The organism is Chitinophaga oryzae, assembly GCF_012516375.2.
Lineage (GTDB): Bacteria > Bacteroidota > Bacteroidia > Chitinophagales > Chitinophagaceae > Chitinophaga > Chitinophaga oryzae.
The window spans coordinates 1,253,728-1,279,008 of sequence record NZ_CP051204.2 but is presented as its reverse complement, the minus strand read 5'-3'; the positions used below and the strand labels follow the sequence as shown (position 1 = coordinate 1,279,008).

At 50.4% G+C, this 25,281-nt stretch carries 16 protein-coding genes; 12 read left to right on the top strand and 4 right to left on the bottom strand.

Going from position 1 to position 25,281, the window contains the following annotated elements; genetic code table 11:
• The first annotated feature begins 39 nt into the window (after nt 1–39).
• The 8 genes from mraY (at nt 40) to ftsZ (ending at nt 11,013) form a co-directional block, all read left to right on the top strand.
• A complete protein-coding gene (gene mraY / locus HF324_RS05395) occupies nt 40–1,299 on the top strand; it encodes a phospho-N-acetylmuramoyl-pentapeptide-transferase (protein ID WP_168810222.1) in 1,260 nt (419 codons plus the stop codon).
• A gap of 39 nt (nt 1,300–1,338) precedes the next feature.
• Nucleotides 1,339–2,679 carry a UDP-N-acetylmuramoyl-L-alanine--D-glutamate ligase gene (gene murD / locus HF324_RS05390; RefSeq protein WP_168810220.1) on the top strand — a complete coding sequence of 447 codons (1,341 nt, stop codon included), beginning with the start codon at nt 1,339–1,341 and terminating at the stop codon, nt 2,677–2,679.
• A 62-nt stretch (nt 2,680–2,741) separates the two neighbouring features.
• Nucleotides 2,742–3,941, top strand: a complete 1,200-nt coding sequence (locus HF324_RS05385; protein ID WP_168810218.1) for an FtsW/RodA/SpoVE family cell cycle protein — start codon at nt 2,742–2,744, stop codon at nt 3,939–3,941.
• Nucleotides 3,942–3,988: 47 nt separating this feature from the next.
• Complete coding sequence (gene murG, locus HF324_RS05380) at nt 3,989–5,080, top strand: undecaprenyldiphospho-muramoylpentapeptide beta-N-acetylglucosaminyltransferase (RefSeq protein ID WP_168810215.1); 1,092 nt, start codon at nt 3,989–3,991, stop codon at nt 5,078–5,080.
• Nucleotides 5,081–5,116: 36 nt separating this feature from the next.
• Nucleotides 5,117–6,466 carry a UDP-N-acetylmuramate--L-alanine ligase gene (gene murC, locus HF324_RS05375; protein ID WP_168810212.1) on the top strand — a complete coding sequence of 450 codons (1,350 nt, stop codon included), beginning with the start codon at nt 5,117–5,119 and terminating at the stop codon, nt 6,464–6,466.
• Nucleotides 6,467–6,477: 11 nt separating this feature from the next.
• Nucleotides 6,478–7,590: a cell division protein FtsQ/DivIB gene (locus tag HF324_RS05370; RefSeq protein WP_168810210.1), complete on the top strand. Its 1,113-nt coding sequence runs from the start codon at nt 6,478–6,480 to the stop codon at nt 7,588–7,590.
• On the top strand, nt 7,587–8,993 hold the full coding sequence (ftsA, locus tag HF324_RS05365) for a cell division protein FtsA (RefSeq protein ID WP_168810208.1): 1,407 nt from the start codon (nt 7,587–7,589) through the stop codon (nt 8,991–8,993). Before HF324_RS05370 ends, ftsA begins: the two co-directional genes overlap by 4 nt.
• Nucleotides 8,994–9,165: 172 nt before the next feature.
• Nucleotides 9,166–11,013: a cell division protein FtsZ gene (gene ftsZ, locus HF324_RS05360; protein ID WP_168862067.1), complete on the top strand. Its 1,848-nt coding sequence runs from the start codon at nt 9,166–9,168 to the stop codon at nt 11,011–11,013.
• 88 nt (nt 11,014–11,101) lie between these two features.
• Here ftsZ and HF324_RS05355 read toward each other — a convergent pair whose 3' ends face one another.
• From HF324_RS05355 to HF324_RS05345, 3 genes are all read right to left on the bottom strand, one after another.
• The gene (locus HF324_RS05355) at nt 11,102–12,859 is read right to left on the bottom strand and encodes a DUF4091 domain-containing protein (RefSeq protein WP_168810204.1); all 1,758 of its coding nucleotides are present in this window, start codon (nt 12,857–12,859) and stop codon (nt 11,102–11,104) included.
• A 151-nt stretch (nt 12,860–13,010) separates the two neighbouring features.
• Complete coding sequence (locus HF324_RS05350; protein WP_168810202.1) at nt 13,011–14,966, bottom strand: KUP/HAK/KT family potassium transporter; 1,956 nt, start codon at nt 14,964–14,966, stop codon at nt 13,011–13,013.
• Nucleotides 14,967–15,136: 170 nt separating this feature from the next.
• Nucleotides 15,137–16,684 carry an OmpA family protein gene (locus tag HF324_RS05345; RefSeq protein ID WP_168810200.1) on the bottom strand — a complete coding sequence of 516 codons (1,548 nt, stop codon included), beginning with the start codon at nt 16,682–16,684 and terminating at the stop codon, nt 15,137–15,139.
• A gap of 313 nt (nt 16,685–16,997) precedes the next feature.
• Here HF324_RS05345 and HF324_RS05340 point away from each other — a divergent pair, with 313 nt between their 5' ends.
• Both HF324_RS05340 and recJ read left to right on the top strand, forming a co-directional pair.
• A complete protein-coding gene (locus HF324_RS05340; protein ID WP_168862066.1) occupies nt 16,998–17,963 on the top strand; it encodes a polyprenyl synthetase family protein in 966 nt (321 codons plus the stop codon).
• A gap of 138 nt (nt 17,964–18,101) precedes the next feature.
• Nucleotides 18,102–19,808, top strand: a complete 1,707-nt coding sequence (gene recJ, locus HF324_RS05335) for a single-stranded-DNA-specific exonuclease RecJ (protein WP_168862065.1) — start codon at nt 18,102–18,104, stop codon at nt 19,806–19,808.
• A 71-nt stretch (nt 19,809–19,879) separates the two neighbouring features.
• On the opposite strand, the gene htpG is transcribed toward recJ, so the two are convergent.
• Nucleotides 19,880–21,712 (bottom strand): molecular chaperone HtpG, encoded by a 1,833-nt coding sequence (gene htpG / locus HF324_RS05330; protein WP_168810193.1) that lies wholly within the window; start codon nt 21,710–21,712, stop codon nt 19,880–19,882.
• A gap of 269 nt (nt 21,713–21,981) precedes the next feature.
• Here htpG and HF324_RS05325 point away from each other — a divergent pair, with 269 nt between their 5' ends.
• A complete protein-coding gene (locus HF324_RS05325) occupies nt 21,982–22,872 on the top strand; it encodes a hypothetical protein (RefSeq protein ID WP_168862064.1) in 891 nt (296 codons plus the stop codon).
• Entirely contained in the window at nt 22,761–25,268 is a 2,508-nt protein-coding gene (locus tag HF324_RS05320; RefSeq protein ID WP_168862063.1) for a T9SS-dependent choice-of-anchor J family protein, read from the top strand. The genes HF324_RS05325 and HF324_RS05320 overlap by 112 nt, the downstream gene beginning before the upstream one ends.
• Nucleotides 25,269–25,281: the final 13 nt, after the last annotated feature.

The window sequence follows — 25,281 nt, the reverse complement described above, 5'->3', positions numbered from 1 at the left end:
CTCCGAATGAGGCGGACGGGGAGGCTCCGACTAAAACATATGTTATATTATTTTTTAAATTACCTGAAAACAGAATTCAAGATCAGCATCATCGGTGGTGGTATGTTCCAGTTTATCACCTTCCGCGTGACGATGGCCCTGTTGCTGTCGCTGGTCATCTCCCTGTTGTTGGGTAAACGTATTATCAAATTCCTGCAGCGCAAACAAATCGGTGAAACGATCCGTGAGCTGGGCCTTCAGGGTGAAAACACCAAGAAGGGCACCCCCACCATGGGCGGCCTCATCATCCTCGCTGCCATCCTCATTCCCACCCTCCTGTTTGCACAGGTGGCCAATGTGTATATCTGGCTGGTACTGCTTTGTACCATCTGGCTGGGCCTCATCGGATTTCTGGACGATTACATCAAAGTATTCAAAAAGAACAAGGAAGGGCTGGCCGGCCGCTTTAAAATACTCGGACAGATAGGACTGGGCCTCATTGTAGGCACCACCCTGTATTTCAATAACGATGTGGTGGTATCACGCGAGCTGATGAACAGCGGCAAGCTGGCGCCCTACGAAAGACGCCTTACGAATCACCCGGAAAGAGTGACCCGAGACGGACAACGGTTTGTGGACGTGAAAACACCCATCACCACCATCCCGTTCGTCAAGAACCACGAATTCAACTACGCCAAGCTGATTTCCTGGATTCCCGGCGCAGAAAAATACACGTTCATCGTCTATATCCTGATCGTCATCTTTATCATCACCGCCGTGTCCAACGGCGCAAACATAACGGACGGACTGGACGGGCTGGCCACAGGGGTGTCGGGTATCATAGGAATATGTCTCGGCATTTTTGCTTATGTGTCCGGTAACATTCAGTTTGCGGAGTACCTCAATATCATGTACATCCCCAACCTGGGCGAACTGTCCATCTTCATTGCCGCCTTTGTGGGCGCCTGTGTGGGCTTCCTCTGGTACAACGCTTATCCGGCGCAGGTTTTCATGGGAGATACCGGCAGCCTGGCGCTGGGAGGTATCATCGCAGCGCTGGCGTTTATTGTGCGCAAAGAACTGCTGATACCCATCTTCTGCGGTGTGTTCCTGGTCGAAAACCTGTCAGTCATGCTGCAGGTGTCCTATTTCAAATACACCAAAAAGAAATACGGAGAAGGCCGGCGTTTACTGAAAATGTCACCGCTGCACCACCACTATCAGAAACTCGGATATCATGAAAGCAAAATATCCGTTCGCTTCTGGATCGTGACCATCATGTGTGTGGCATTTGCGATCGCGACACTGAAAATGAGATAATCAAAAAACCAAAGAACTAACAAAGAAGTATATACGAAAATGGCGCATAAACTCATCATATTAGGAGCAGGAGAAAGCGGGATAGGGGCAGCCTTGCTGGGCAAACAGCAGGGGTATGATGTTTTTGTGTCCGAAGGCGGCACTATCAAAGACAACTATAAACAGGAACTGGCGGTAAACCATATTCCTTTCGAAGAAGGCCATCACTCCTGGGATGTCATACTGGGCGCAGACGAAATCGTCAAAAGTCCGGGTATCCCTGAAAAAACAGAGCTGATGAAAAAAGTACGCGAAAAAGGCGTGGCTGTCATCTCCGAAATCGAACTGGCCTACCGTTTTTCAAAAGGTAAAAAGATTATTGCCATCACCGGCAGCAACGGCAAAAGCACCACCACCGCCCTCACCTACCATATTTTCAAAACGGCAGGACTGGACGTGGCCATGGTCGGCAACATTGGCGTTAGTTATGCCAGGCAGGTGGCAACCGCACCAGCGGAGTATTATGTGATTGAAATCAGCAGCTTTCAGCTGGATGACATCGTGGAATTCAAACCCAACGTAGCCATCCTGCTCAACATTACGCCTGATCACCTGGACCGGTACGACTACAAAATGGAAAATTATGTAGCCTCCAAGTTCAGGATTGCGATGAACCAGACAAAAGAAGACTATTTCGTCTACTGTATGGATGATCCCGAGATCATGCAGCATTTGGCGCAGCAACCCATTTATTCAACATTAATACCTTTTACCATCATGAAACCACTGAAAGAAGGCGGTTCTATCGCCAACGAGCAGTTGCAAATACTGGTTGACGGAGAGCCGGTCATCATGTCGATGTATGACCTGGCGCTAAAAGGGAAACACAATCTGTATAATTCGATGGCAGCAGCAATTGCAGGCAGAACCATGGATATTAGAAAGGAAAAAATCCGCGAAAGCCTGGCTTCCTTCAAAAGCCTCGAACACCGGATGGAATATGTGACAACCGTGAAAGGCGTGGATTTTATCAATGACAGCAAAGCTACCAATGTGAATTCCGTATGGTTTGCCCTCGAAAGCATCGAAAAGCCCATTGTACTGATCATGGGCGGTGTGGACAAAGGCAACGACTACTCCGCTATCCGCGACCTGGTGAAGGAAAAAGTAAAAGCCATTATTTGTATGGGGGTGGACAACACACCGATCATTGATGCGTTATCAAAAGATACGCCTGTCATGATCAGCACGTCCGGCATGATGGACGCGGTACGCGAAGCGTTCGCCCAGGCCACCAAAGGGGACGTGGTAATGCTCTCCCCCGCCTGCGCCAGCTTCGACCTGTTTAAAAATTACGAAGACAGGGGCCGGAAATTCAAAGAAGCGGTGAAAGCATTGTAAATACCGGGGTTGCAGGTAAAAGGGTTGAATAACGGGAACGAAAAAACGAAATTATTAACAATATGAACGGATTGCTCTATAGAACAAAAGGCGATAAGGTCATCTGGACGATAGTGATATTTCTATCGCTGGTGAGCCTGCTGGCCGTGTATAGCGCAACCGGCTCGCTCGCCTACCGCGAACGGGGCGGCCATACGGAGTACTATCTCCTGAAGCAGCTCATTGTACTCGGTATGGGCCTGGTGATCATCTACTTCGCACACCGGGTGAACTATACCATTTACTCGCGGGTGGCGCAGGTAGGCTTCCTGGTGTCGATACCGCTGCTCATTTATACGCTGGCTTTCGGTTCGCATATCAACGACGCCAGCAGATGGATAAGGCTGCCGATCATCAACCTGACCTTCCAGACATCGGACGTCGCCAAACTGGCCATCTTCATGTATGTCAGCCGGCAGTTGTCCAGAAGGCAGCATGTGATCAACGATTTCAAGAAAGGGTTTCTGCCCATCATCATACCAGTAGGCATTATCTGCGTACTCATTATGCCGGCCAATATGAGCACGGCTTTGCTGTTAATGGCCAGCTGCATGCTGCTCTGTTTCATTGGCAGGGTACCGGTGAGGTTCCTCGCCGGCATGGTGGCGGCAGGAGCGCTGGCGATCGTACTGATGTTTGCCATCGCCAAAATATCCGGTATGGAGATGCGTACCAAAACCTGGGAAAAGCGGCTGGACAGCTTCATGAATGACGATCATACAGAAGTGCCCTACCAGGTGCAACAGGCCAACATCGCCATCGCAGGCGGCGGTATTCTCGGGAAAGGCCCCGGCAACAGTACACAACGTAACTTTCTGCCACACGCCTACTCCGATTACATCTACGCCACCATCATCGAAGAATACGGACTGGTAGGCGCTTTCCTGATACTGGCGGCATATATGCTGTTGCTGCTGCGCTGCATCCGGATCTACAAAAAATGTCCGTATGCCTTCGGCGCCTTCCTGGCGCTGGGACTCAGCGTAACGCTGGTGATACAGGCGCTGACCAATATGGCGGTAAACGTACAGCTGTTCCCCGTTACAGGGTTGCCGCTGCCGCTGGTCAGCATGGGTGGTTCTTCCGTCCTTTTCACCAGCATGGCCATCGGGATTATCCTGAGCGTGGCCCGCAATGTGGAGGAAATGGAAGGTAAACAGGCAGAAAAAGAAAGACTGGAACGCGTCATGGCCGCCAATGCAGAAAACGCTGCGGTAGCTTAATGCGTATCTATATAAAAGGAACAGACAATCAATCGTAACTGAAGAACATGCAACGCAAAGTGATTATAGCAGGTGGTGGCACGGGAGGACATATCTTCCCGGCGATAGCGATTGCCAATGCGTTGAAGAAAATCCAGCCGGATATTGACATCCTCTTTGTAGGCGCCACCGGTAAAATGGAAATGGAAAAAGTACCGCAGGCGGGCTATCCCATCAAAGGACTGGAAATAGCCGGTTTTAACCGCAGCAATATTTTTAAAAACATACTGCTGCCTTTCAAAATCTGGAAAAGTCTCCGGCAGGCCAAAAACATCCTCGCCGAATTCAATCCGGACGCAGTCGTAGGCGTTGGCGGTTATGCCAGCTTCCCTATGCTGAGAAGGGCGCAGAAAAATGGTATCCCGACGCTCATACAGGAACAGAATTCCTTTGCAGGCAAAACCAACAAAATACTGGGAAAAAAAGCAAAGAAAATCTGCGTGGCTTATGATGGCATGGATAAATTTTTCCCGGCAGACAAGATTGTTTTCACCGGCAATCCTGTCAGGAACAACATCACGCAATCCGCCGTCACTAAAGAAGACGCCCTGCAACACTTTGGACTGAGCAGTCAGAAACAAACCATCTTCGCCGTAGGCGGCAGCCTGGGCGCCAAATCGATCAACGAAGCGTTGCAGCCGTTGCTGCCCACGCTGGTGCAGAAAGACCTGCAGCTGATCTGGCAAACCGGCAAACCGTACTATGAAACCGCGAAAGCCGCAGCGGCGCCCTACAGCAGCCATATCAAAGTGCACGAGTTCATCAACGTGATGGACTTTGCCTACAAAGCTGCAGACGTAGTGCTCTCCCGTGCAGGCGCACTGGCCATCGCAGAGCTATGCGTGGTGAAAAAGCCGGTCATTTTTGTACCGTATCCTTTTGCAGCGGAAGACCATCAGACTTCCAACGCCATGAACCTGGTGAATAAAAAGGCGGGCCTGATGATCAAAAACGACGAAGTGGGCGCACAACTCTCCAACGTACTGTTCAGCCTTCTGCAAAACAGGGCGCTGATGGAGCAACTGGAGAAAAATATCGGCGAACTGGGCAATCCCAACGCGGATATGGTGATTGCCAAAGAAGTGATCAGCATTTTTTGATTTTGATATTTAGATATTAAGGGATTTAGGATTTATATGGATTTGAACAACATACAACGGGTTTATTTCATCGGCATCGGCGGCATCGGCATGAGTGCCATCGCCCGCTTCTTCAATGAGAAAGGAGTGGCAGTCAGCGGTTATGACCGTACTTCCACCCCGCTCACAAAGCAGCTGGAAGCCGAAGGTATGCAGATCCATTATACAGACGATATTAACGCATTAGACAGGGAAACTAACCTCGTTGTATACACGCCGGCCATTCCCGCCACCCATGAAGAACTGAAATGGTACCGGGACAATGGCTTTGAAGTGGTAAAACGCAGCGATGTGCTGCAGGAAATCACCCGTTCACTGTTCGCCATTACCGTTGCAGGCACCCATGGTAAAACGACCGTTTCCACCATGATCGCGCATCTGCTCACAGACAGCGGCTATGGTTGCAACGCTTTCCTCGGCGGCATCAGCGTGAACTACGACCGTAATTTCTGGAGCAGCAACAAGGCGGTGGCGGTGATTGAGGCAGATGAGTATGACCGCTCTTTTCTGAAATTAAGTCCGGATATCGCCGTCCTGACTGCCATGGATGCAGACCACCTGGACATTTACGGCACACCGGAAGCCATGGAGGAAGCATTTATCACGTATACGCACAATATCAAGCCCAATGGCACGCTGATTGCTAAGTTCGGCCTGCATCGCGGAAACGAGCTGAAAGCAGACAACAAACTGCTGTACAGTTTACAAAACGATGCCGCCAATGCATACGCTGCCAACATACGGATGATCAACGGCGGATATGAATTTGACGTGATGCAGCAGGACTGGATGATCGATAACATCCGGTTGCACATCGGCGGTATGCACAACGTGGAAAACGCGGTGGCAGCTATTACCGTAGCACATCTGCTGGGCATCGACGCAGCGAAGATCAGAGCGGCGGTAGAAAGTTTCAAAGGCATCAAAAGGCGCTTTGAATACGTGATCAAAAACGATCACCAGGTGTATATCGACGATTACGCCCACCACCCGGAAGAGCTGCGCGCACTGATCACCAGTGCGAAGGCATTGTTCCCCGGCAGGCGCTGCACCGTGATATTCCAGCCGCACCTGTTCACCCGCACCCGCGACCTGGCGGAGGGCTTTGCAGAAAGCCTCTCCCTGGCGGACGAAGTGATACTGCTGCCTATCTACCCGGCGAGGGAACTGCCTATCGAAGGGGTGACCAGCGGAATCCTGGCAGAGAAGATCACCGTACCCGTGCAGATCATGCAAAAAGAAGAAGTACTGGACTGGCTGAAGAAAACACCCGTCCCGTTATTAATAACAGCCGGAGCAGGCGACATTGACCAGTTAAAAGAACCGATCAGTCAGCTGCTTCACTAAAAACAAAAACTTTGGCTAAAACCACGACGATACTAAAGAGACTGGGCGCGCTGATCCTCTGGGTGACAGCGGTGACGGGCTTTATTATCCTCCTCGTGGCAGCCAATAACGACAAGGAATCAGGTGTCTGTAAAGGTATTCAGGTGAAGTTTGAAGGGAAGGATGATAACTTCTTCATTGAAGCCAAGGATATCCGGTCATTGTTGACCAAAGACAAGGCGCTGAACCCGGTAGGCAAACCGATCCGGGACATCAACATCCGTACACTGGAAGCAGTGGTAGACCAGGACCCCTGGGTGAAAAATGCAGAGATCTATTTCAACGGCAAACAGGAGCTGCATATCAAAGTAACACAGCGGGAACCGGTAGCAAGGGTGTTTACCTTTTCGGGCAACAGCTTTTACCTCGACGAAGCAGCGGAGCGTATACCGGTATCATCCCGGTACGCCGCCAGGGTGCCGGTATTTACCGGTTTTCCCACCGATGCGGACAAGCTGCAACGGACAGACAGCCTGCTGGCGGCACAGATAGTGGACATGGGCCGTTTCATCGGCAAAGACGCTTTCTGGATGGCACAGGTAGAACAGCTGATGATCACCACCGACCGCAAGTTTGAGTTCATTCCCAAACTGGGCGACCAGGTGATCGTGTTCGGAGAAGGCGCCGATATTGAAAAAAAATTCACCAAACTGCTGGCTTTTTACAAGGAAGGACTGAATAAGGTAGGTTGGAATAATTATTCGCGCATCAACATCGCTTTTGAGAATGAAGTCGTATGTACGCGTAAGGATGGTGTACCGCCGTTACAACCGGCGATACCCAAAGATACGGTCAGACAGCTGGTAGCAGACGAGCCACCCATTGCAGAGAGTGAAGACAGCGCGGAGAAAACAACGGCAGTCAAACCACCGGAACATCCAACGGTGGCCGCCAAACCAGCCGAAAAACCGGCAGCCAGGACAGCGGTAAAACCTGCGGCTGCCCACAAAGACAAAGCAACGGCAAAAGCGCCCGCGAAAAAAACGAAAACGGAAAAAGCGACGCCGCCGAAGCAACAACCTAAAGCAGTGTATAAGCCAGGGAATAAATCTGTTAACACATCAAAAAAACAAACAACGCCATGAATCAGGAAGCTCCCATCATTGTAGGTCTCGATATCGGAACTACGAAGATTGCTGCCATAGCAGGACGGAAGAATGAATACGGGAAACTGGAAATCCTGGGATTCGGTAAAGCTACATCGTTTGGTGTGCAGCACGGTATGGTGCTGAACATTGACCAGACGATCAAAGCCATCAGGCAAGCCCTGGAAAACTGTTATGCTTCCAGCCCCCACCTGGAAATCAATGAAGTATATGTCGGCATCGCCGGTCATCATATCAAAAGTTTGCAAACCCGTGGTGATATTGTCCGCAATGATGTTGACGCGGAAATATCCCAGAAAGATATTGACCAGCTGATCAACGATCAATATAAAACCGTTATCCCCGCGAGCGATCAGATCATCGATGTGATCCCGCAGCAATATATTGTGGACAGTCTGCAGAACATCACCTATCCCATCGGTATGTCCGGTGTGAAGGTGGGCGCAAACTTCCATATCATCACCGGCGACAAGAACGCCATCCGAAACATTAACCGCAGCGTGGAGAAATCCGGCCTTAAAATCCGCGATCTCGTGCTGCAGCCGCTGGCATCTGCCGCAGCGGTAATGTGCGATATGGACTTCGAAGCAGGAGTAGCCATTGTAGACATTGGTGGTGGTACCACCGACCTGGCGGTGTTCTACGAAGGCATCCTGAAACACACAGCCGTTATTCCCTATGGTGGCGAAAACATTACCAACGATATCAAAAATGGCCTCGGTGTATTGAAAACACAGGCCGAACAGATGAAGGTACAATTCGGTTATGCACTGGCCGATGAAGCGAAAAGCAACGCCTATATCACTATTCCCGGTTTACGCGGACAGAGCCCCAAAGAAATCTCCGTGAAAAACCTGGCGCATATTATCCAGGCCCGTATGAGTGAAATACTCGATTTCGTAGTATATCACCTCAAACAAATCGGCATGGACAACAAAATGCTGAATGGTGGTATTATCCTGACCGGTGGCGGTTCCCAGCTGAAACACCTGATCCAGCTCACGGAATACACTACCGGCGCCAGCGCCCGCATCGGTTTCCCCAACGAACACCTGGCCAGCGGCCTGTTCGATGAAGAACTGACCAAGCCCATGTACGCCACCTGCGTAGGATTGATCCTCAAAGGCTACAACGATTTTGAAAATGACCGTAAAACACTGGAAGAAAATTACATAAAAATTAATACCAGTTACCTCGCGAAAGAACAAGCCGCCCAGTCGGTAGCCCAACAGGAAGAAGAATGGGTAGAAGAAGCGCCCAGCACCCAGGAAATACAGGACAGAAAAGCCAAAGAAAGGAACGCTTCCCTGAAGAACTTCCTGGATAAAATGAAAACGAAGATCATTGACATGTTTACAGAAGAAGAAGACGCAAAACTGTAAATGTGAAATGGCGCAATTGTTGTGAACTGCAAACGTTTATTATATAAGAACAAAGAACGATAATTAATAATGACAGGACAAATGAACCATATTAACGGCAAAGAATACACGCTTATAACACCGAACACGTTCATTATTAATTATCCGTACTAACCCATAAAAGTATAGAGTCATGATACATTTTGATCTTCCTAAGGAAAAATCTTCTATCATCAAGGTCATCGGCATAGGTGGCGGTGGAAGTAATGCGGTGAATCATATGTATAGCCAGCGCATTGAAGGGGTGAATTTTATTATCTGCAATACCGATGCTCAGGCTATTGCCAACAGTCCTGTGCCCAACAAAATCCAGTTGGGACCGCACCTCACACAGGGCCTTGGTGCCGGCGCCAATCCCGAAATTGGTAAGCAGGCAACAGAAGAATCCTTTGAAGAAATCAAAAAAATACTGGAGGTGAATACCAAAATGGCCTTCATCACTGCCGGTATGGGCGGTGGCACCGGTACCGGTGGCGCTCCCATCATCGCGCGGATATGCAAGGAACTGGGTATCCTGACCGTTGGTATTGTTACCACCCCGTTTTCTTACGAAGGAAAAAAGAGAATGCTGCAGGCCGATGAAGGCGTACAACGCCTGAAAGAGTATGTAGATACCCTGCTGATCATCTCCAATGATAAATTAAGACAGAAGTTCGGTGACCTGAAGTTCAAGGCCGCTTTCGAAAAAGCGGACAACGTACTGGCCACCGCTGCCAAATGTATCACGGACGTTATCAACTCCACCGGTCAGATCAACGTGGATTTTGCCGATGTGTGCACCGTTATGCGTAACGGTGGCGTGGCTATCCTCGGCGCTTCTATCGCGGAAGGTGAAAACCGTGCACAACGTGCCATCGAAGATGCACTGACTTCTCCGTTGCTGAACGACAACGATATCCGCGGCGCCAAATGGATCCTGATCAATATCTCTTCTTCTGAAGGTGAATTCGAACACACCCTCGATGAAATGGATATCATCCAGGCCTATGTTCAGAGCCAGGCCGGCGAGGATTGCGACGTGATCCTCGGTGTGGGCTATGACCAGACACTGGACCGCAAACTGGGTGTTACCATCATCGCTACCGGTTTTGAACAGAAACCTATCCAGCAGATGAAAATGACCCCTTCCACCCCGGAACGCACCGAACCTAAAATCGTGATGCAGCTGGGTAAAGACGGCGACGAGAAAAAAATGAACCTGCAGCAGTCACAGGGCGTCCTGTTCCAGGAACCTCAGGACCTGATGGCCCCCCGCCTGATGGAACCTGTAGTGTCCCACCCTGAACCTGTTACCGGATACACCCCTCCGCAGCCACAGCAACAGGCGCCGATCGCGCCTGCACGGCAGAACTATGTACTGAACATACAACAGGTGCCTGCCCAGCAACCGCAGCCGGCTCCTGAACCACAACCGGTACAACAGCCAGTGCAGCAACACGTGCAGCAGCCGCAGCAACAACAACAACATATGCCGCCACAACAGCAGCATGTGCAGCAGCATATGCCGCCGCAACAGCCACATATGCAACAACCTGCACAGCCTAATGTGAATATCATACAGCCACAGGGCGGCAGCGCTGCAGGCGGTTACCTGAACCGTCCCACCAATATCTACGTGGAACCAGGTACGCCCGCCACACCGGAAATGAAAATGGTATACCGGGAAGAAGAACCCGGTAATCCGCTGCCTCCGGAAGTGCCCATGCAACAGACTTCCTACGAAGAACTGGAAGAACAAAAACGTAAACAGGCTGAAAGAGTCGCTAAACTGCGCAGCATCAGCTTCAACGTGAAAAACATGGACAACAACGCGGAAATAGAGAACGTTCCGGCTTACCTGCGCCGCAATGTAACCCTGGACAATGGTGCCGGCTCCGCCGAACACTTTTACTCCAACTACACGGTGAGCGATCCGGGCCAGAACAATCACACTGAAATAAATACTATCAATACATTTTTAGATGGGAAGAAGCCCGATTGATGAACACAGAGATATTCCATTCGGACATTTGATTGTTTTTTAGTTGTGTTAAAAAGAAAATCCTCCGGTTCCCCGGAGGATTTTTCTTTTATAAGGTATTCAGCGTTTCCTGCGCTTGCCTCACCAGGTTGCCCGCAGGCGTGGCTTTCGGCGCGTTGATATCAAACGGAGACAATAGCTGCTTCAGCTTGTCCAGTCCTTCACGGTTATTGTTTTTGGTAAACTCCTCGCGCAGGATGCGGACCTTCTCATAATCCTGTACACCTTCTACCAGTCGTTCAAACCGGATAGACGACCGCGGTCCGGGGTATACGAAATAGGTATCGCCTGCTGCCCATGCACGGAAACGGCTATCCTGCAGCGGCGCTTTCACCCAGCAGTTAAATGCCCAGCGCAGATACCCCGTATATCCTTTATAGGCGGCGTGCCAGCCCATAAAGGCAGATTCTCCCGGAGGCGAAAAAGTGAAGGTGTTAGGGAAACCTTCCGTGCAGCAGGTATAGAAGGTGGTAGGCCAGCCTTTCTTCAGTCTTGCCTGCAACACTTCATCGGGGAACGGCTCTTTGGAAGCCACGCAGAAATCATAAATATCCTTGTCCAGCGGCGCGTGATAGCTGCCTGCCAGCGACAGTTTGAAGTCCTTGTCCGCCTTGCGGATCAGCGCCAGCGCCTGTTGCATGTCCGCCATCGGGCGTTCGTCCATCGCGATGGTGGTAATATTGAACCAGCCTTTGGCTTTCAGGTGTTTGACGAAATCATTGAGCATAGGCTGCCAATGCGCCGCATACTCCGGAGATCCCGGTTTGGCGATCAGCAGGGTGTCTTTGCCTTTCGCTTCATCATAATAAAAGAACTTCAGGTTCCAGGGAATCATGCTGTAGCAGTTGATTTCCTTTTTGATGCCCAGGCCCATCATGAATTCCACCCATTTATCGAAGATAGTATAGTCGTAAGACCAGGTACCGTTTTTCTTTTTGGTCCATTTGATCATGGTGCTGTATACATCTTCCGTCTGGCTGTTCCACGGGTCGTAAATAAGCGTAGCGGTGATGCATTTCTGACCGGCGTTCGCCAGCATCTGCATATATGGCTTCATCGCCTTGAAATGCGCGTCGCTCCATGGCTTTACGTTGTACATACGGGCCACGGCGTCGGGACTCTGCCAGAGGTCCAGGTGGAATTTCCAGTCCTTCGGCGCAGGCAAGGTGCGGTCCAGCACTTCTATCTCGTAGGGAAGGCTGCTCACGGCGCCGCCGGCGTTGATTTTCACGGTGCCTTTGTACACGCCGGGAGTGGTGCCGGCAGGTACCTGTATGCTCAGCCACACCGGCTGCGTCTGGTGGGCGGCGATGTCTTTGGTACGTTGAATATCAATACCATCTGCCACCAGGGAGGAGTCAAAATTTTCGGGTTTGCGGTAGCCGCAGCCGCTGCCGTCTTTATTCAGCTCATCGGTCATCACATATCTCACAAAACCGGTGGTAATGGCGCTGGTGGGGATGGTAGCGCCTTTACTGCCCTGCAATGCGCCGGTGGCGACGCTCACGCCATTAAGCGTCCGGGTGGTCCAGATCAGGAACTGGGTATGTACCCGCTCACCTCTCCAGGCTTTGGCATTCCAGGAGGTTGCCAGGCTTTGCTGATCGGGCGCATTTCTTTTTTCATAACGGATGTCTGTGGAACCGAAAGCGACATGGAGCTCGTCGCCTTTTACTGCTTCCCAGGAAGCTTTGTTGACCGGTCTGGGATCGGGTTTCTCCTGATAGTCGCCGGCCGGACCGCTTTGGGCCCATACGTTTTGTTGCAGTGCCAGTAATACCAGCACGCCAAAAAATTTGTTCACCATACTAAATTTAGAAATTTTGATATTTTGATATTTGGCTATTTTGCTGTCAGCACAAACCCATTACAAAATCCATGACTCCCAAGATCTTAAAAAAAACCGGGATTTACCAGTCACAAATATCTAAATATCAAAATCTCTAAATCGTAAATGATTAGTGGTGAATTATACGTTTTAACTGCAGGTTGGTAACCGGAGCCACTACCAGCGGGTATTTCTCGATGGTTACGTAACTGGAATCCAGTCCGAAGCCCCGCTCTTCCGACAGGCTGATTTTTTTCAGGAAGAAATACATCTTCATGACCATTCTTTCATATAACGGCAGGTCATTATCATGTGAAAGGAATTTCTCCATGACGATAAACTGGAAGTCGCCCACCACGTTGTTTTTACTCAGTGATTCGTAACGGCTGGTGATGTTCACTTCTTTATTTCTCACCATATCTTCCACCACCATTCTGAACATCAGGTTGATCCTTTGTTCTACTTTAAAGCCCAGTCTGAATTCTACCCGGATGACTTCGTTAGGAATAATAGTTTGGACCGAGTATTCGCTGAGGTAGGGTTCATCTACCACATCGACGTGTACGAACCAGTATATATCGGCTCTTTTCGGCTTTTTATTGAGAATGGAGTAGATGATTTTGTGTTCTATCTCTTTAGGATTGTCGGCACTGCTCATATATACCAGGTGCGTGGCATATTTGGGAATAGAGGTGTCATTGCTGAGCTCCTGGATAATGGGCAGATAATCTTCCAGCCGCACAAATTCCACGTAGCGGTTCTTGATTTTGCGGGATTTGAACCAAACGATCATGACGAGGAAGAGGGCTCCTGCCACGACCACGGTAACATAGCCGCCGTGCATAAACTTCACGAGGTTGGCAAAGAGGAACGAGAATTCGATCGAGAGGTATACGACGAGATAGAGTAGTATCCAGCCTGTCCAGACCCTTCGGGTATAGAGGTAGAAGGCGAACAGACAGGATGTCATCAGCATACAGATGGTGATGGACAGGCCGTAGGCCGCTTCCATATGGGACGATTCCTGGAAGAGGATCACGATAGCCGCGCAGCCCACGAACAGCATGGTGTTGATACCGGGGATATAGAGCTGTCCGCGCATTTCTGTGGGATAGTTCACCCGCATTTTAGGCCAGAGGTTGAGCCGCATGGCTTCAGCGATGAGGGTAAAAGATCCGGATATCAGGGCCTGGCTGGCGATGATAGAGGCCATGGTGGCGATCAGTACGCCGAAGATGATAAACCATTCCGGCATGATCATAAAGAAGGGGTTCTGATCTTTTGGCAGGATTTGTCCTTTCTGGCTCAGGAGCCATGCGCCCTGGCCGAGGTAGTTCAGTATCAGGCAGGATTTCACAAAGATCCAGGATACGCGGATATTTCCGCGGCCGCAGTGCCCTAGGTCGGAGTAAAGCGCCTCTGCTCCCGTTGTACAGAGGAATACTGCGCCGAGGATCAGGAATCCTTTCGGGTAAGTGGTCAGCAGTTCGATGGCATAGTGCGGACTGAAGGCCCGGAAGATGCTCAGATCGTCTGTGATATGGGAGATGCCGAGGATGCCCAGCATAGAGAACCATAATACCATGATGGGGCCGAACATGCGGCCGATAGACACGGTCCCGAACTGTTGCATGATAAACAGGCCGGTGATGATGGTCAATACGATTTTAACAATGGTGAGTTGACTCAGGTCCTTAAACACTTCGAGGGTACGCAAACCCTCGATGGCGGAGGTAACGGTGATGGGCGGGGTGATGATCCCGTCTGCCAGGAGGGCAGCGCCGCCGATCATGCCAAAAATAACCGTCCATTTGGCATGCCGCCTGACAAGTGCATAGAGGGAGAAGATACCACCTTCTCCTTTATTATCTGCCCGAAGGGTAAGGATAACGTATTTAACGGTGGTTTGTAAGGTCAGCGTCCAGATAATACAGGAAATACCGCCGATAACGAGTAGGTCGCTGATGGGGTTACCGCCAACAATGGCTTTAAAAACATAGAGCGGAGAAGTTCCGATGTCGCCGTAGATGATACCCAGCGCTACTACTAAACCTGCCAGGGAGACCCTGTTAATGTTTATGCCCACGTAAATAAAATTTTTAAAAAAGCCTCCAAAATTAGGAGTAAATATTGAGATCAGCAATAAAAAGGTGACAGAGGAAGAGGCTGTTTGGGGGGTGCTTGACAGTAAAAAAGCCTCTCCCGGAGTAATGGGAGAGGCTTTTTCAATTATTCATCTTAGTGAGATGGGACTGATTAGTTAGCAGGAGCTAAGTCAACAGTACCGGATTCACCAGGAGTGTTTTGTTTGATGAAACGACCGCGGTCGATGCCTTGTTTGTCAGCCAGGTAGTCAATCACAGAGTCAACACGACGGCTGCTCAGGTCAACACCACCTTTTTTACCTTTTGCACCAGCGTGGCCAGTAACCAGCACGTTGCAGGAAGGGTTAGCTTTCAGGGTAGAGGCAACAGAAGCCAGGATAGCTTCCTGATCGCGACCAACTTTGGTAGAAGAACCTTTGAAGGAAACGCTGGGCAGAACCAGAGAAGCGCAAGAAGTTTCTACTCTGTTTTTGCAGCACTCAGGATCCGGGCATTTACCAACACCGTCAGCGTCAACTGGCTGGCAGTAAGTCGGAGTGATCAGTTGTTTGTCTTTGTAATCAGGAACGCCGTCACCGTCTGTATCTTTAGCTACACCATGAGAATCAACAGGTGCACCTGCAGGAGTGTTAGGTTCGCGGTCGAACTGATCAGTTACGCCATCACCGTCAGCATCAGGCAGAACCGGAGTAGGCAGTTTCATGTGACGAGGGTTGCTCAGCTCGCTGTAAGCGTATTCCAGCGGGTTGATCCACCAGAGCGGCTGTACGCGTTTGGAAGCGTTGCCCAGGTTGAAGTTCAGACGCAGGCTGGTGTAAGAGTAGAAGTCTTTTGTAGAACCGCCAGGACCAGGATAACCATCCAGGTAAGCGTCAAAAGGCATGGTAATTTTCTCTTCGATACCGATGTTAAAGCGTTTGGAAACTTTAAACGCTACGCCAGTACCCAGGTCCAGTGCGTGACGGATCAGCTGGTTGTCGTCGTTACGACCGATAGAGATCCTGTTACCCTGAGAAGGAGCATTTTGCTCGTATTTCTTGTCTCTCAGGTTGTTCAGTTGTTTTCTGATGTCGCTGCGTTTAGCACCGAAGTTGATGGAGCTGTAATCGTAACCGTTACCGTTAGCATCAGTTGCGTCTACGTCAACGTCAGCAGCTACGATAGAGTAACCAGCCAGTACGTACCAGTTAACTTTAGGTTCTGCTCTGTAGAACAGGATGTTGCTCAGAGAAGCGATCACGTCCAAAGACAGCTGGTGGTTCTGAGAACGGTAGTTAGGAACGATCATACCACCATTTCTTGCAGCGGTAGCAGCCCATGGGTTACCTGCAGAAGCAAAGGTTGGACGCAGTTTGTAGTCCTGGCCTTTGTCAATGGAACCGATGTACTCAGCTCTCAGTGAGAATGTATGACCCAGTGCTTTTCTCAGGGAGATACCACCACCGAAACCAGGCTGAGGAGGAACGGTTCCGCTGATCAGGTGCAAACCACCATGAAGACCCAGTTCCCACATATCCCTTGGTTTAGCAGGGAAGTTAGATTGATGGTTCAGGAAGTTATTTTGTTGTACCAACCGCTTGCCTGACACTTTGGAAGAATCCAATGCATCATAGCCGGTTGGTTGAACCTGTGCAAAACCGGTAGATGCTGATAGTAAACCCACAGCGCCTGCCAGTAATAAGTACTTTTTGCTTGCCATAATTGTGTTTTATTTAAAAACTGTTAAAAATTTACTAATAACCCGTTTTTTACCTAGCAAAGGTAAATATCATAAATGAATATACAAATTTTTCTTGCAATATTATTTTCATTGATAAGTGCTTCAATATTAGAGCTTAACTGAAAGTATTTATATACCTTATTTCTACGTTAAGTTAAAGTATTGTTTAGCCCTTGTTAAAGGATTCCTTCACCTGTGTTAAAGGAATGTTATACTTCATATACAAATTCAAGGCCAAAATGTTAAAATTTCCCATTTAAAACCTAGCTTAGCAATCCTTTTATTTTTATACATGGACGATATCAAGCAACTGATAGGTAAGGAATTACAGGATTTTGAAGACAAATTTGCGGATTCGGTAAAAAGTCACGTACCGCTGCTGGACCGCATCATGCACTACATTGTAAAACGGAAAGGGAAACAGATCCGGCCGATGTTTGTGCTGTTGTCAGCCCGGCTTTTCAGTACGGAAATCGGGGAAAGCACCTACCGGGCCGCCGCCCTGGTGGAACTGCTGCATACTGCCACCCTGGTGCACGATGACGTAGTGGATGATGCCAATCAGCGCAGGGGACTGTTTTCCATCAACGCATTATGGAAAAATAAAATAGCTGTCCTCGTGGGCGACTACTTATTATCCAAAGGATTGCTGCTGTCATTAAATAATAATGACTTCCGGTCCTTAAAGATCCTCTCTGAAGCCGTGAAAGAAATGAGTGAAGGGGAACTGCTGCAGATCGAAAAAACCCGGAAACTGAACATCAAGGAAGATATCTACTTCGAAATCATCCGGCGGAAAACAGCCTCCCTCCTCGCCTCTGCCTGCGCTGCCGGCGCATGGAGCTCCAGCAACGACGATCATGCCACGGAACAGATGCGGCTGTTCGGCGAAAAAGTAGGCATCGCCTTCCAGATCAAGGACGACCTGTTTGACTATGGGTCTGCCAAAATCGGCAAGCCTACCGGCATCGATATCCGCGAAAAGAAAATGACGCTGCCACTGATCTACACCCTCGAACACGCAACACCAGACACCCGGCGCAGGATCATCAACATCGTTAAAAACCATAATACGGAAAAAGACCGGGTGGAAGAAGTCATCCAGCTGGTCAAAGCTTCCGGCGGTATCGACTACACCAAACAAAAAATGCTGCAGTACCGCGACGAGGCGCTCGCCATCCTGCATAAACTCCCCCAGAGCGATATCCGGGACGGTCTGGAATCGCTGGTAAGATTTACGACCGACCGAACATTTTAGAAGAAAAAATTAAAAATGTAAAATAATAAATGTAAACTGTAGCTGTAATAGGTCGCACGAAAGCCAACAGCCGCTACCACTTACATTATTATTTTACATTTTTCACTTTTAAAACGGTTCCTCTTACCTGAAAACATAATGCAAAAACGCTGGACAGTCAAAGCATATCAACCAAACCAGGAAAAAGCGCTTCAATCCTCACTCCGCATACATCCTTTGCTGTGCCGGCTGCTCGTACAACGGCATGTACACACTTATGAGGCTGCCCGTCAGTTTTTTCGCCCTACGCTCGACGATCTCCACGATCCATGGCTGATGAAGGACATGGACAAAGCCATCTCCCGTATTGAACTGGCATTTTTTCGCCATGAAAAAATATTAATATATGGAGATTATGATGTGGACGGCTGTACGGCTGTAGCTACTGTGTACGCTTTTCTACACAAACTCTACAATAATATCGAGTTTTATATCCCGCACCGTTACCGGGAAGGATACGGCATTTCCGCGGAAGGTATCGCCTACGCGCGCGACAACGATTTCAGCCTCGTTATAGCGCTGGACTGCGGCATTAAATCCGTGGAACTGATCTCAATGGCCAAAGAGATGGGGATTGACTTCATCATCTGCGACCACCACCTGCCGGATGCCGTTGTTCCCCCGGCGGTAGCCATCCTCAACCCGAAACAATACGACTGTCCTTATCCATATAAAGAACTGAGCGGCTGCGGCATCGGCTACAAACTGATCTGCGCCTTCGCTCAGAAAAGAGGCATCCCGATGGAGGAAGCCAACCAGTACCTCGATCTGGTAGCCACCAGCATCGCGGCCGATATTGTGCCCATGACAGGAGAAAACAGGGTGCTGGCGTTTCACGGGCTGAAAAAGGTGAACAGCAGCCCCCTGCCCGGCATCCAGGCGCTGATCACCCTCAGCGAACTGAAAGAACAGCTCACCATTTCCAACCTCGTGTTCGTAATTGCCCCCCGCGTAAATGCAGCCGGCAGGATGGACGACGCCCGCAAGGCGGTGAACCTGTTCATCGAAAACGACGTGGAAAAGGCGGCAGCCATAGCGGCCGTACTGCACGCCGACAACTTCGACCGGAAGGAAATAGACAATACCATCACTCAGGAAGCGGTGTCCCTGCTGCAAAATGATGAATCCGTCGGCCACAGAAAATCCACCGTCTTGTACCAGGCGCACTGGCACAAGGGTGTGGTAGGCATCGTAGCCTCCCGGCTGATTGACAAATACTACTACCGTCCCACCATCATCCTCACTCAATCCAATGATGTGGTGGCAGGATCGGCCCGGTCTGTGAACGGGTTTAACGTGTATGAGGCCATCCATCAGTGTAAAGACCTGCTGGTGAACTATGGCGGCCATTTTTATGCGGCCGGCATGACACTGAAACCGGAGAATGTAGCGGCCTTCCAGCAACGCTTCGAAGAAGTGGTGGCCAACAGTATCCGGCCCGACCAGCTTGTCCCTGAAATAGTTATCGACACGGAGATTTACTTCACGGACATCACACCGGCGTTTTACAATATCCTTAAACAGTTTGAGCCTCTGGGGCCCGACAACCTTCGCCCTGTTTTCCTGGCCCGGAATATTACCGATACCGGCTATTCCAAACTGGTGAAAGAAGAGCATATCAAATTTTCTGTGAGACAAGGCCGTAGCGGCCCTACCCTTTCCGGCATCGGGTTTTATATGGCTGACAAGTTTCCCATCGTCAACAGCAAGAAGCCGTTCGATATCGTATTTAATATTGATGAAAACGAATGGAACGGTCAGACCAGCCTGCAACTGAAAGTTATTGACATCAGGGCTTCCAATTAGAACAAGGTATAACACCTTATAAAAAGAAACCCCGGGCGTAAACCCGGGGTTTCTTTTTATAAGGAGGTTTCTTATTTTTTTGCACCCGCCATCAGTTCCACGCTTCTGTTGACGAAGGCAGTCAGGTCGGCGCCGGTCAGCAGATTCTGGGACAACAACGCCAGGTCCGCCAGGTTTTTCACCTGTTTTTCCTGCAATGCATTGTCTTTTTCGTCGAGGATGTTCAGGTATACCGGGTGATTGGCATTGACGGTCATATTGATTTCGTCGGGCATGGCTGCGTACCAGCTCATACCGCCGCCGCCCATGCTGGCCATATCTTTCATACGGCGCATGAATTCGGGACGGGTGACGATCACCGGTTGTGCTTCAGCGCTCAGGCCTTTCAGTTCCACTTTGATATTCGGCTGCGTTACCTGTGCAGTGAAGATTTCCTTCAGTTTACCTTCCTGATCTTCTGTCAGTACAGTGTTATTGTTTTCGTCTTTATCGATCAGGTTATCGGCAATATCGGCATCCACACGGGTGAACTGCACGTTCTCCCATTTCGCTTCAATGTTGCTGATGAAAGCGGCATCCACCAGGGTTTCCATTTTCACTACGACAAACCCTTTGTTTTTAGCGGCTTGCACATAGCTGTCCTGTTGCACCGGGTTGGTAGCGTACAGGATGACCAGTTTGCCTTCTTTATTGGTTTGCAGTGCTTCCGCAGCGGTTTTATATTCTTCACGGGTGTAGAAAGTGCCACCATCCACGTTTTCAAGTACGAGGAATTTGTTGGCTTTGTCCATGAATTTATCATCGGTCATCATGCCGTATTTCACGAACAGGCCGATGGATTCCCATTTCTCTTCAAAACCTTTGCGGTCGTTACGGAACATTTCGTCCAGTTTGTCCGCTACTTTTTTGGTGATGTGGGCGTTGATTTTTTTCACGTTGGGATCGCCCTGGAGGTAGCTGCGGCTTACGTTCAGCGGGATATCCGGGCTGTCGATCACACCATGCAGCAGCATCAGGAATTCCGGTACGATGTCTTTTACTTCATCGGTCACGTATACCTGGTTGGAATACAGGTTGATTTTATCTTTCTGTATTTCGTAGCTCTTGGTGATTTTCGGGAAGTAGAGGATACCGGTGAGGTTGAACGGATAATCCACGTTCAGGTGGATCCAGAACAGCGGCGGTTCTGCAAAGGGATATAATTCCTTGTAGAAATTCTGATAATCTTCCGTTGTCAGTTCGCTGGGCTTTTTAGTCCACGCAGGGTTGGTATTGTTGATCTGCTGGTCTTCGAATTTAACCGGTACCGGCAGGAATTTACAGAACTTGGTGAGGATAGAGCGGATGCGGCCTTCATCGAGGAATTCTTCACTTTCTTCGTTGATATGCATCACGATTTCGGTGCCTCTGTCTTCTTTGGCCACTTCTTCCAGTTCATATTCCGGGCTGCCGTCGCACTCCCAGCGTACTGCCGCGGCGCCGTCTTTCCATGATTTACTGAAGATTTCCACCTTGCTGCTCACCATGAAGGAGGAGTAAAAACCGAGACCGAAGTGACCGATGATGTTGGTGCCGCTCTCCTGGCCTTTGTATTTTTTCAGAAACTCTTCCGCGCCGGAAAAAGCTACCTGGTTGATGTATTTATCTACTTCTTCAGCAGTCATACCAATGCCATGATCGGCAATGGTGATCGTCTTTTTTTCCTTGTCCAGTCTTACTTCAATGTCAATATTGCCCAGTTCGCCTTTGTATTCACCGACACTGGCCAGGGTTCTCAGTTTCTGCGTGGCATCTACCGCGTTGCTTACCAGTTCGCGGATAAAGATTTCGTGGTCTGAGTAGAGGAATTTTTTGATGATGGGGAAAATGTTCTCTGTTTGAACACGTATTGCTCCTTTTTGCATTGATTATCTGATTTTTTCAGCTCACTTTTTTCAAACGATATGCCAGTCGGATGGCGGCTGACAAGATGTCAATCATCGTATAAAATTTTACCCGATATACAACCATAGTCATCACAACAACAATAACATTGCATAAAAATATAATATTATCAATCTCCGTTAATTAACGTATAAATCATATAAAAACATTTTCAGGCGGCGGCAATTTAGTAGATTTAACCTGCCAAAATACTGAATCTGATACCCCTTTTTAACCTTAAATCTCATCTATGAGTAAACCTTTACGCTATCTTTTTCTTTTACTGGGCTTTATTTACAGTGGCGGTGCAACAGCGCAGACGCAGCCACAGCCGCGGCCACTACCCTACCAGGAGAATTTCGACGCGCTGTCGGCCGCTGCCACCGTATATCCTGACGGATGGCAGGGCTGGACGCTGAGCGGCGCTCCCGGCAGCAATTTCAACACAGCGGCGCCGTCTGCCGATAAAGCGCTGACACCCAACGGCAGCGCCTCCGGAACGGCCAACGGCGTATACAATTACAGCGGTAAACTGGGGTTCCTGAACAGCGGTTCCGTGGACAACTCACTGGTACTGGCGGTGAATACCAGCGGGCAGGTGAATGTTACCGTCAGCTACGACGCCATGACCATCAGGAATCCATACGATGGTAACAGCAATACCCGTATCAACGAAATGGGGCTGCAATATCGTATAGGCGCCACCGGTAGTTTCGTCAATGTCGGCGGCACTGCCTATCAGAACAATACCGTTACCCAGACAGGGTCCGGTATTACGCAGCCGCAGCAACTGTTAGCCGTCAGTATCGTCCTGCCCGCCGAATGCAACAACCAGCCGCTGGTGCAGCTGCGCTGGGTAAACCGGCAGATCAGCGGCGCCGGCTCCCGGCCGTCCTTTGCGGTAGACAACATCGTTGTGGCAGGCGCCGGCGGAGACATAACGCCGCCTGTTGCCAACAGCCTCGTACCCGCGAACCAGTCGGCCGACGTATCTCCTGCCCCCCCCTGCAAATCATCTTCAGCGAAAATGTGGCAGCGAACCAGGGCCGTCTTTACCTGCACAACAGCAGTAACGGTCAAACCGACACATTTGCCATTGGCCATCCTGCCCTTGCCATCAGCAACAACCAGCTCACGCTGAATAAAATACTGCAGCCTTACAGCAGTTACTATGTCACTATTGACAGTGCGTTTGTGAAAGACCTCTCCGGTAACGACTTTGTCGGTATTCCCGACAGTGCGCAATGGCATTTCAGCACCGGCGCACAGCAGCTGAATTTCGACTTCAACAACTGCACGCCCGCCGGGAACACGGCGCTGAGCGGCGGTTTCAGCCAATACAGCGTCACCGGCGCACAGACATGGGCCTGCACCACTTTCGGACAAAATAACAGTAATGGCGTGCAGATCAACGGTTTTAGCGGAGGCGCCCAGCAAAATGAAGACTGGCTGATATCCCCGGCTTTCGATCTGACCGGCTTCCAGGTGCCGCTGCTTCATTTCAGCAGTCGCGCCGCTTTCAGCGGTCCGGCCCTTGTGCTGAAAGTATCCACCGATTACAGTGGCAGCGGCGATCCCCGCACCGCCACCTGGCATACGCTGAACGGCCGCTTTCCGGCCACCGGCAGCGACGTATGGACCAGCAGCAACGGTATTAACCTTTCCGGTTACAAAGCAGCCAATGTTTACATTGCCTTTGTATACACGTCATCCCCTGCCCTGCAGGCAGCCCGCTGGACCATCGACGACTTGGGGCTGAAGGATACCACGGCGGCGCCCGCGCCCACGCTCACGAGCAGTTCGGCGGCCGTAGACTTCGACTATGTAAAATCCGGTCAGGAGTCTGTGCCGCAACCTGTCAGCTATTGGGCCAACGACTTCACCGGCGACCTGCAAATCAGTGCGCCGGCAGGCTTCCGGTTGTCTGCCGACAGCAGCACTTACAGCACGCAGCTCACCATCCCGCTGTCCACGCTCAACGCCGGCCCGCAGCAGCTGTGGATAAAATTCGTTCCCTCCGCCGCCAACACAGCGTACAACGGCACGCTGTCCTTCAGCGCGCCCGGCTTCAGCGACAATCATATCCGGTTGAGCGGTACTTCCCTCCGCTCCCTGAAAGTGGTGAACTGGAACATTGAGTGGTTTGGCAGTCCGGCGCAGAACCCGGCCAATGACAGTCTGCAGCAGGCCAACGTGACCCGCATTATGCAATATCTCGACGCCGACATTTTCGCGCTGGCGGAAGTGGTGGATACCGCCCGTTTCCGGGCTGTCGTAAGCCAGTTGCCCGGCTACAGCTATGTAATATCTGATTTCAGTTCTTATGCCGATAGTCTCACCGATGCGGATTATGCGCTGGCGCAAAAGCTGGCCTTTGTCTACAAGACATCTGTTATCCGTAAGATCCGCACCTATGGTGTATTGCGGCAGGGCGGCAGCAGCACGGCCTATTACAACTGGTCATCCGGCCGCTTCCCTTACCTGATGGAGGCGACCGCCAAACTGGAGAATGATTCCGCCAGGATCAACTTTATATTACTGCACGCCAAGGCCAATACCGGTACCAAACCCGAGAAACTGGTTTCCTGGGACCGCCGTAAGAACGGGGCCAAAGAGCTGAAAGACACGCTGGATGCGCAGTATCCGTACAGTAACCTGATCGTGCTGGGGGATTTCAATGACGACCTGGCCCGGACCATTACCACCGAAAGAGCGCCGGACACTACGACCTCCTATATTGATTTTATGAATGACACCCTGCATTACAAGCCGTTGACCTTACCGCTGAGCCTTGCAGGCGAACGTTCCACCGCCAGTTTCTCTTCCGTGATCGACAACGTGATCGGGTCTGACGAAGCCGGCGTGGCCTATCTGCCTGGCTCTGCGAGGGTGATGCAGCAGGTACAGCAGCTGGTCAGCAGCTACAGTTCCACTACCACTGACCATTATCCGGTATTAAGCCGTTACGATCTGCGGATACTGGGCAATCCGTTGCCGCTGAACAGTTTTGATGCCAAAGCCGATGGCGGCAAGGTGCAGCTGACCTGGAACACGCCTTATGAAATCAACAGCGGCACATTCGTGATAGAGCGTTCCCGTAACCTGGTACATTTTACGCCGGCAGACACGATGGCCGCCTATGGCACTACCGGGGAAGCGCATTCCTACCTGTGGTATGATGAAACCCCATGGCCGGGCATCGCCCAATACCGGTTAAAATACACCGGGCTGGACGGTACTGTTAAATACAGCCCGGTGAAAACCGTATGGCTGACAGGCAAGGACCTGTGGTGGCGGTTCTGGTGGTGTATTTTGGGCCATCAGCTGCAATACTGGATCGAATGGAGCAAGAACGGGCCGGCAGCGATACAGCTGATCGATATGCAAGGCAGAGTGCGCCATCAGGAGCAGACCACGCTGATCAAGGGTAAAAACACCCGGTCGCTGGATGTGAGCCGGTTGCCGGCAGGAGTTTATTTCCTGCGGGTACAGTCCGGACTGGACGTACAAGTGACGAAGGTGATGGTGAACCCATAATATTTCGCCGCAA

Coding starts and splice junctions, on each gene's coding strand:
- ftsZ (WP_168862067.1), top strand. CDS start 9,166: ATGATACATTTTGATCTTCCTAAGGAAAAATCTTCTATCATCAAGGTC.
- HF324_RS05355 (WP_168810204.1), bottom strand. CDS start 12,859: ATGGTGAACAAATTTTTTGGCGTGCTGGTATTACTGGCACTGCAACAA.
- HF324_RS05385 (WP_168810218.1), top strand. CDS start 2,742: ATGAACGGATTGCTCTATAGAACAAAAGGCGATAAGGTCATCTGGACG.
- htpG (WP_168810193.1), bottom strand. CDS start 21,712: ATGCAAAAAGGAGCAATACGTGTTCAAACAGAGAACATTTTCCCCATC.
- murD (WP_168810220.1), top strand. CDS start 1,339: ATGGCGCATAAACTCATCATATTAGGAGCAGGAGAAAGCGGGATAGGG.
- mraY (WP_168810222.1), top strand. CDS start 40: ATGTTATATTATTTTTTAAATTACCTGAAAACAGAATTCAAGATCAGC.
- HF324_RS05345 (WP_168810200.1), bottom strand. CDS start 16,684: ATGGCAAGCAAAAAGTACTTATTACTGGCAGGCGCTGTGGGTTTACTA.
- HF324_RS05340 (WP_168862066.1), top strand. CDS start 16,998: ATGGACGATATCAAGCAACTGATAGGTAAGGAATTACAGGATTTTGAA.
- recJ (WP_168862065.1), top strand. CDS start 18,102: ATGCAAAAACGCTGGACAGTCAAAGCATATCAACCAAACCAGGAAAAA.
- murG (WP_168810215.1), top strand. CDS start 3,989: ATGCAACGCAAAGTGATTATAGCAGGTGGTGGCACGGGAGGACATATC.
- ftsA (WP_168810208.1), top strand. CDS start 7,587: ATGAATCAGGAAGCTCCCATCATTGTAGGTCTCGATATCGGAACTACG.
- HF324_RS05325 (WP_168862064.1), top strand. CDS start 21,982: ATGAGTAAACCTTTACGCTATCTTTTTCTTTTACTGGGCTTTATTTAC.
- murC (WP_168810212.1), top strand. CDS start 5,117: ATGGATTTGAACAACATACAACGGGTTTATTTCATCGGCATCGGCGGC.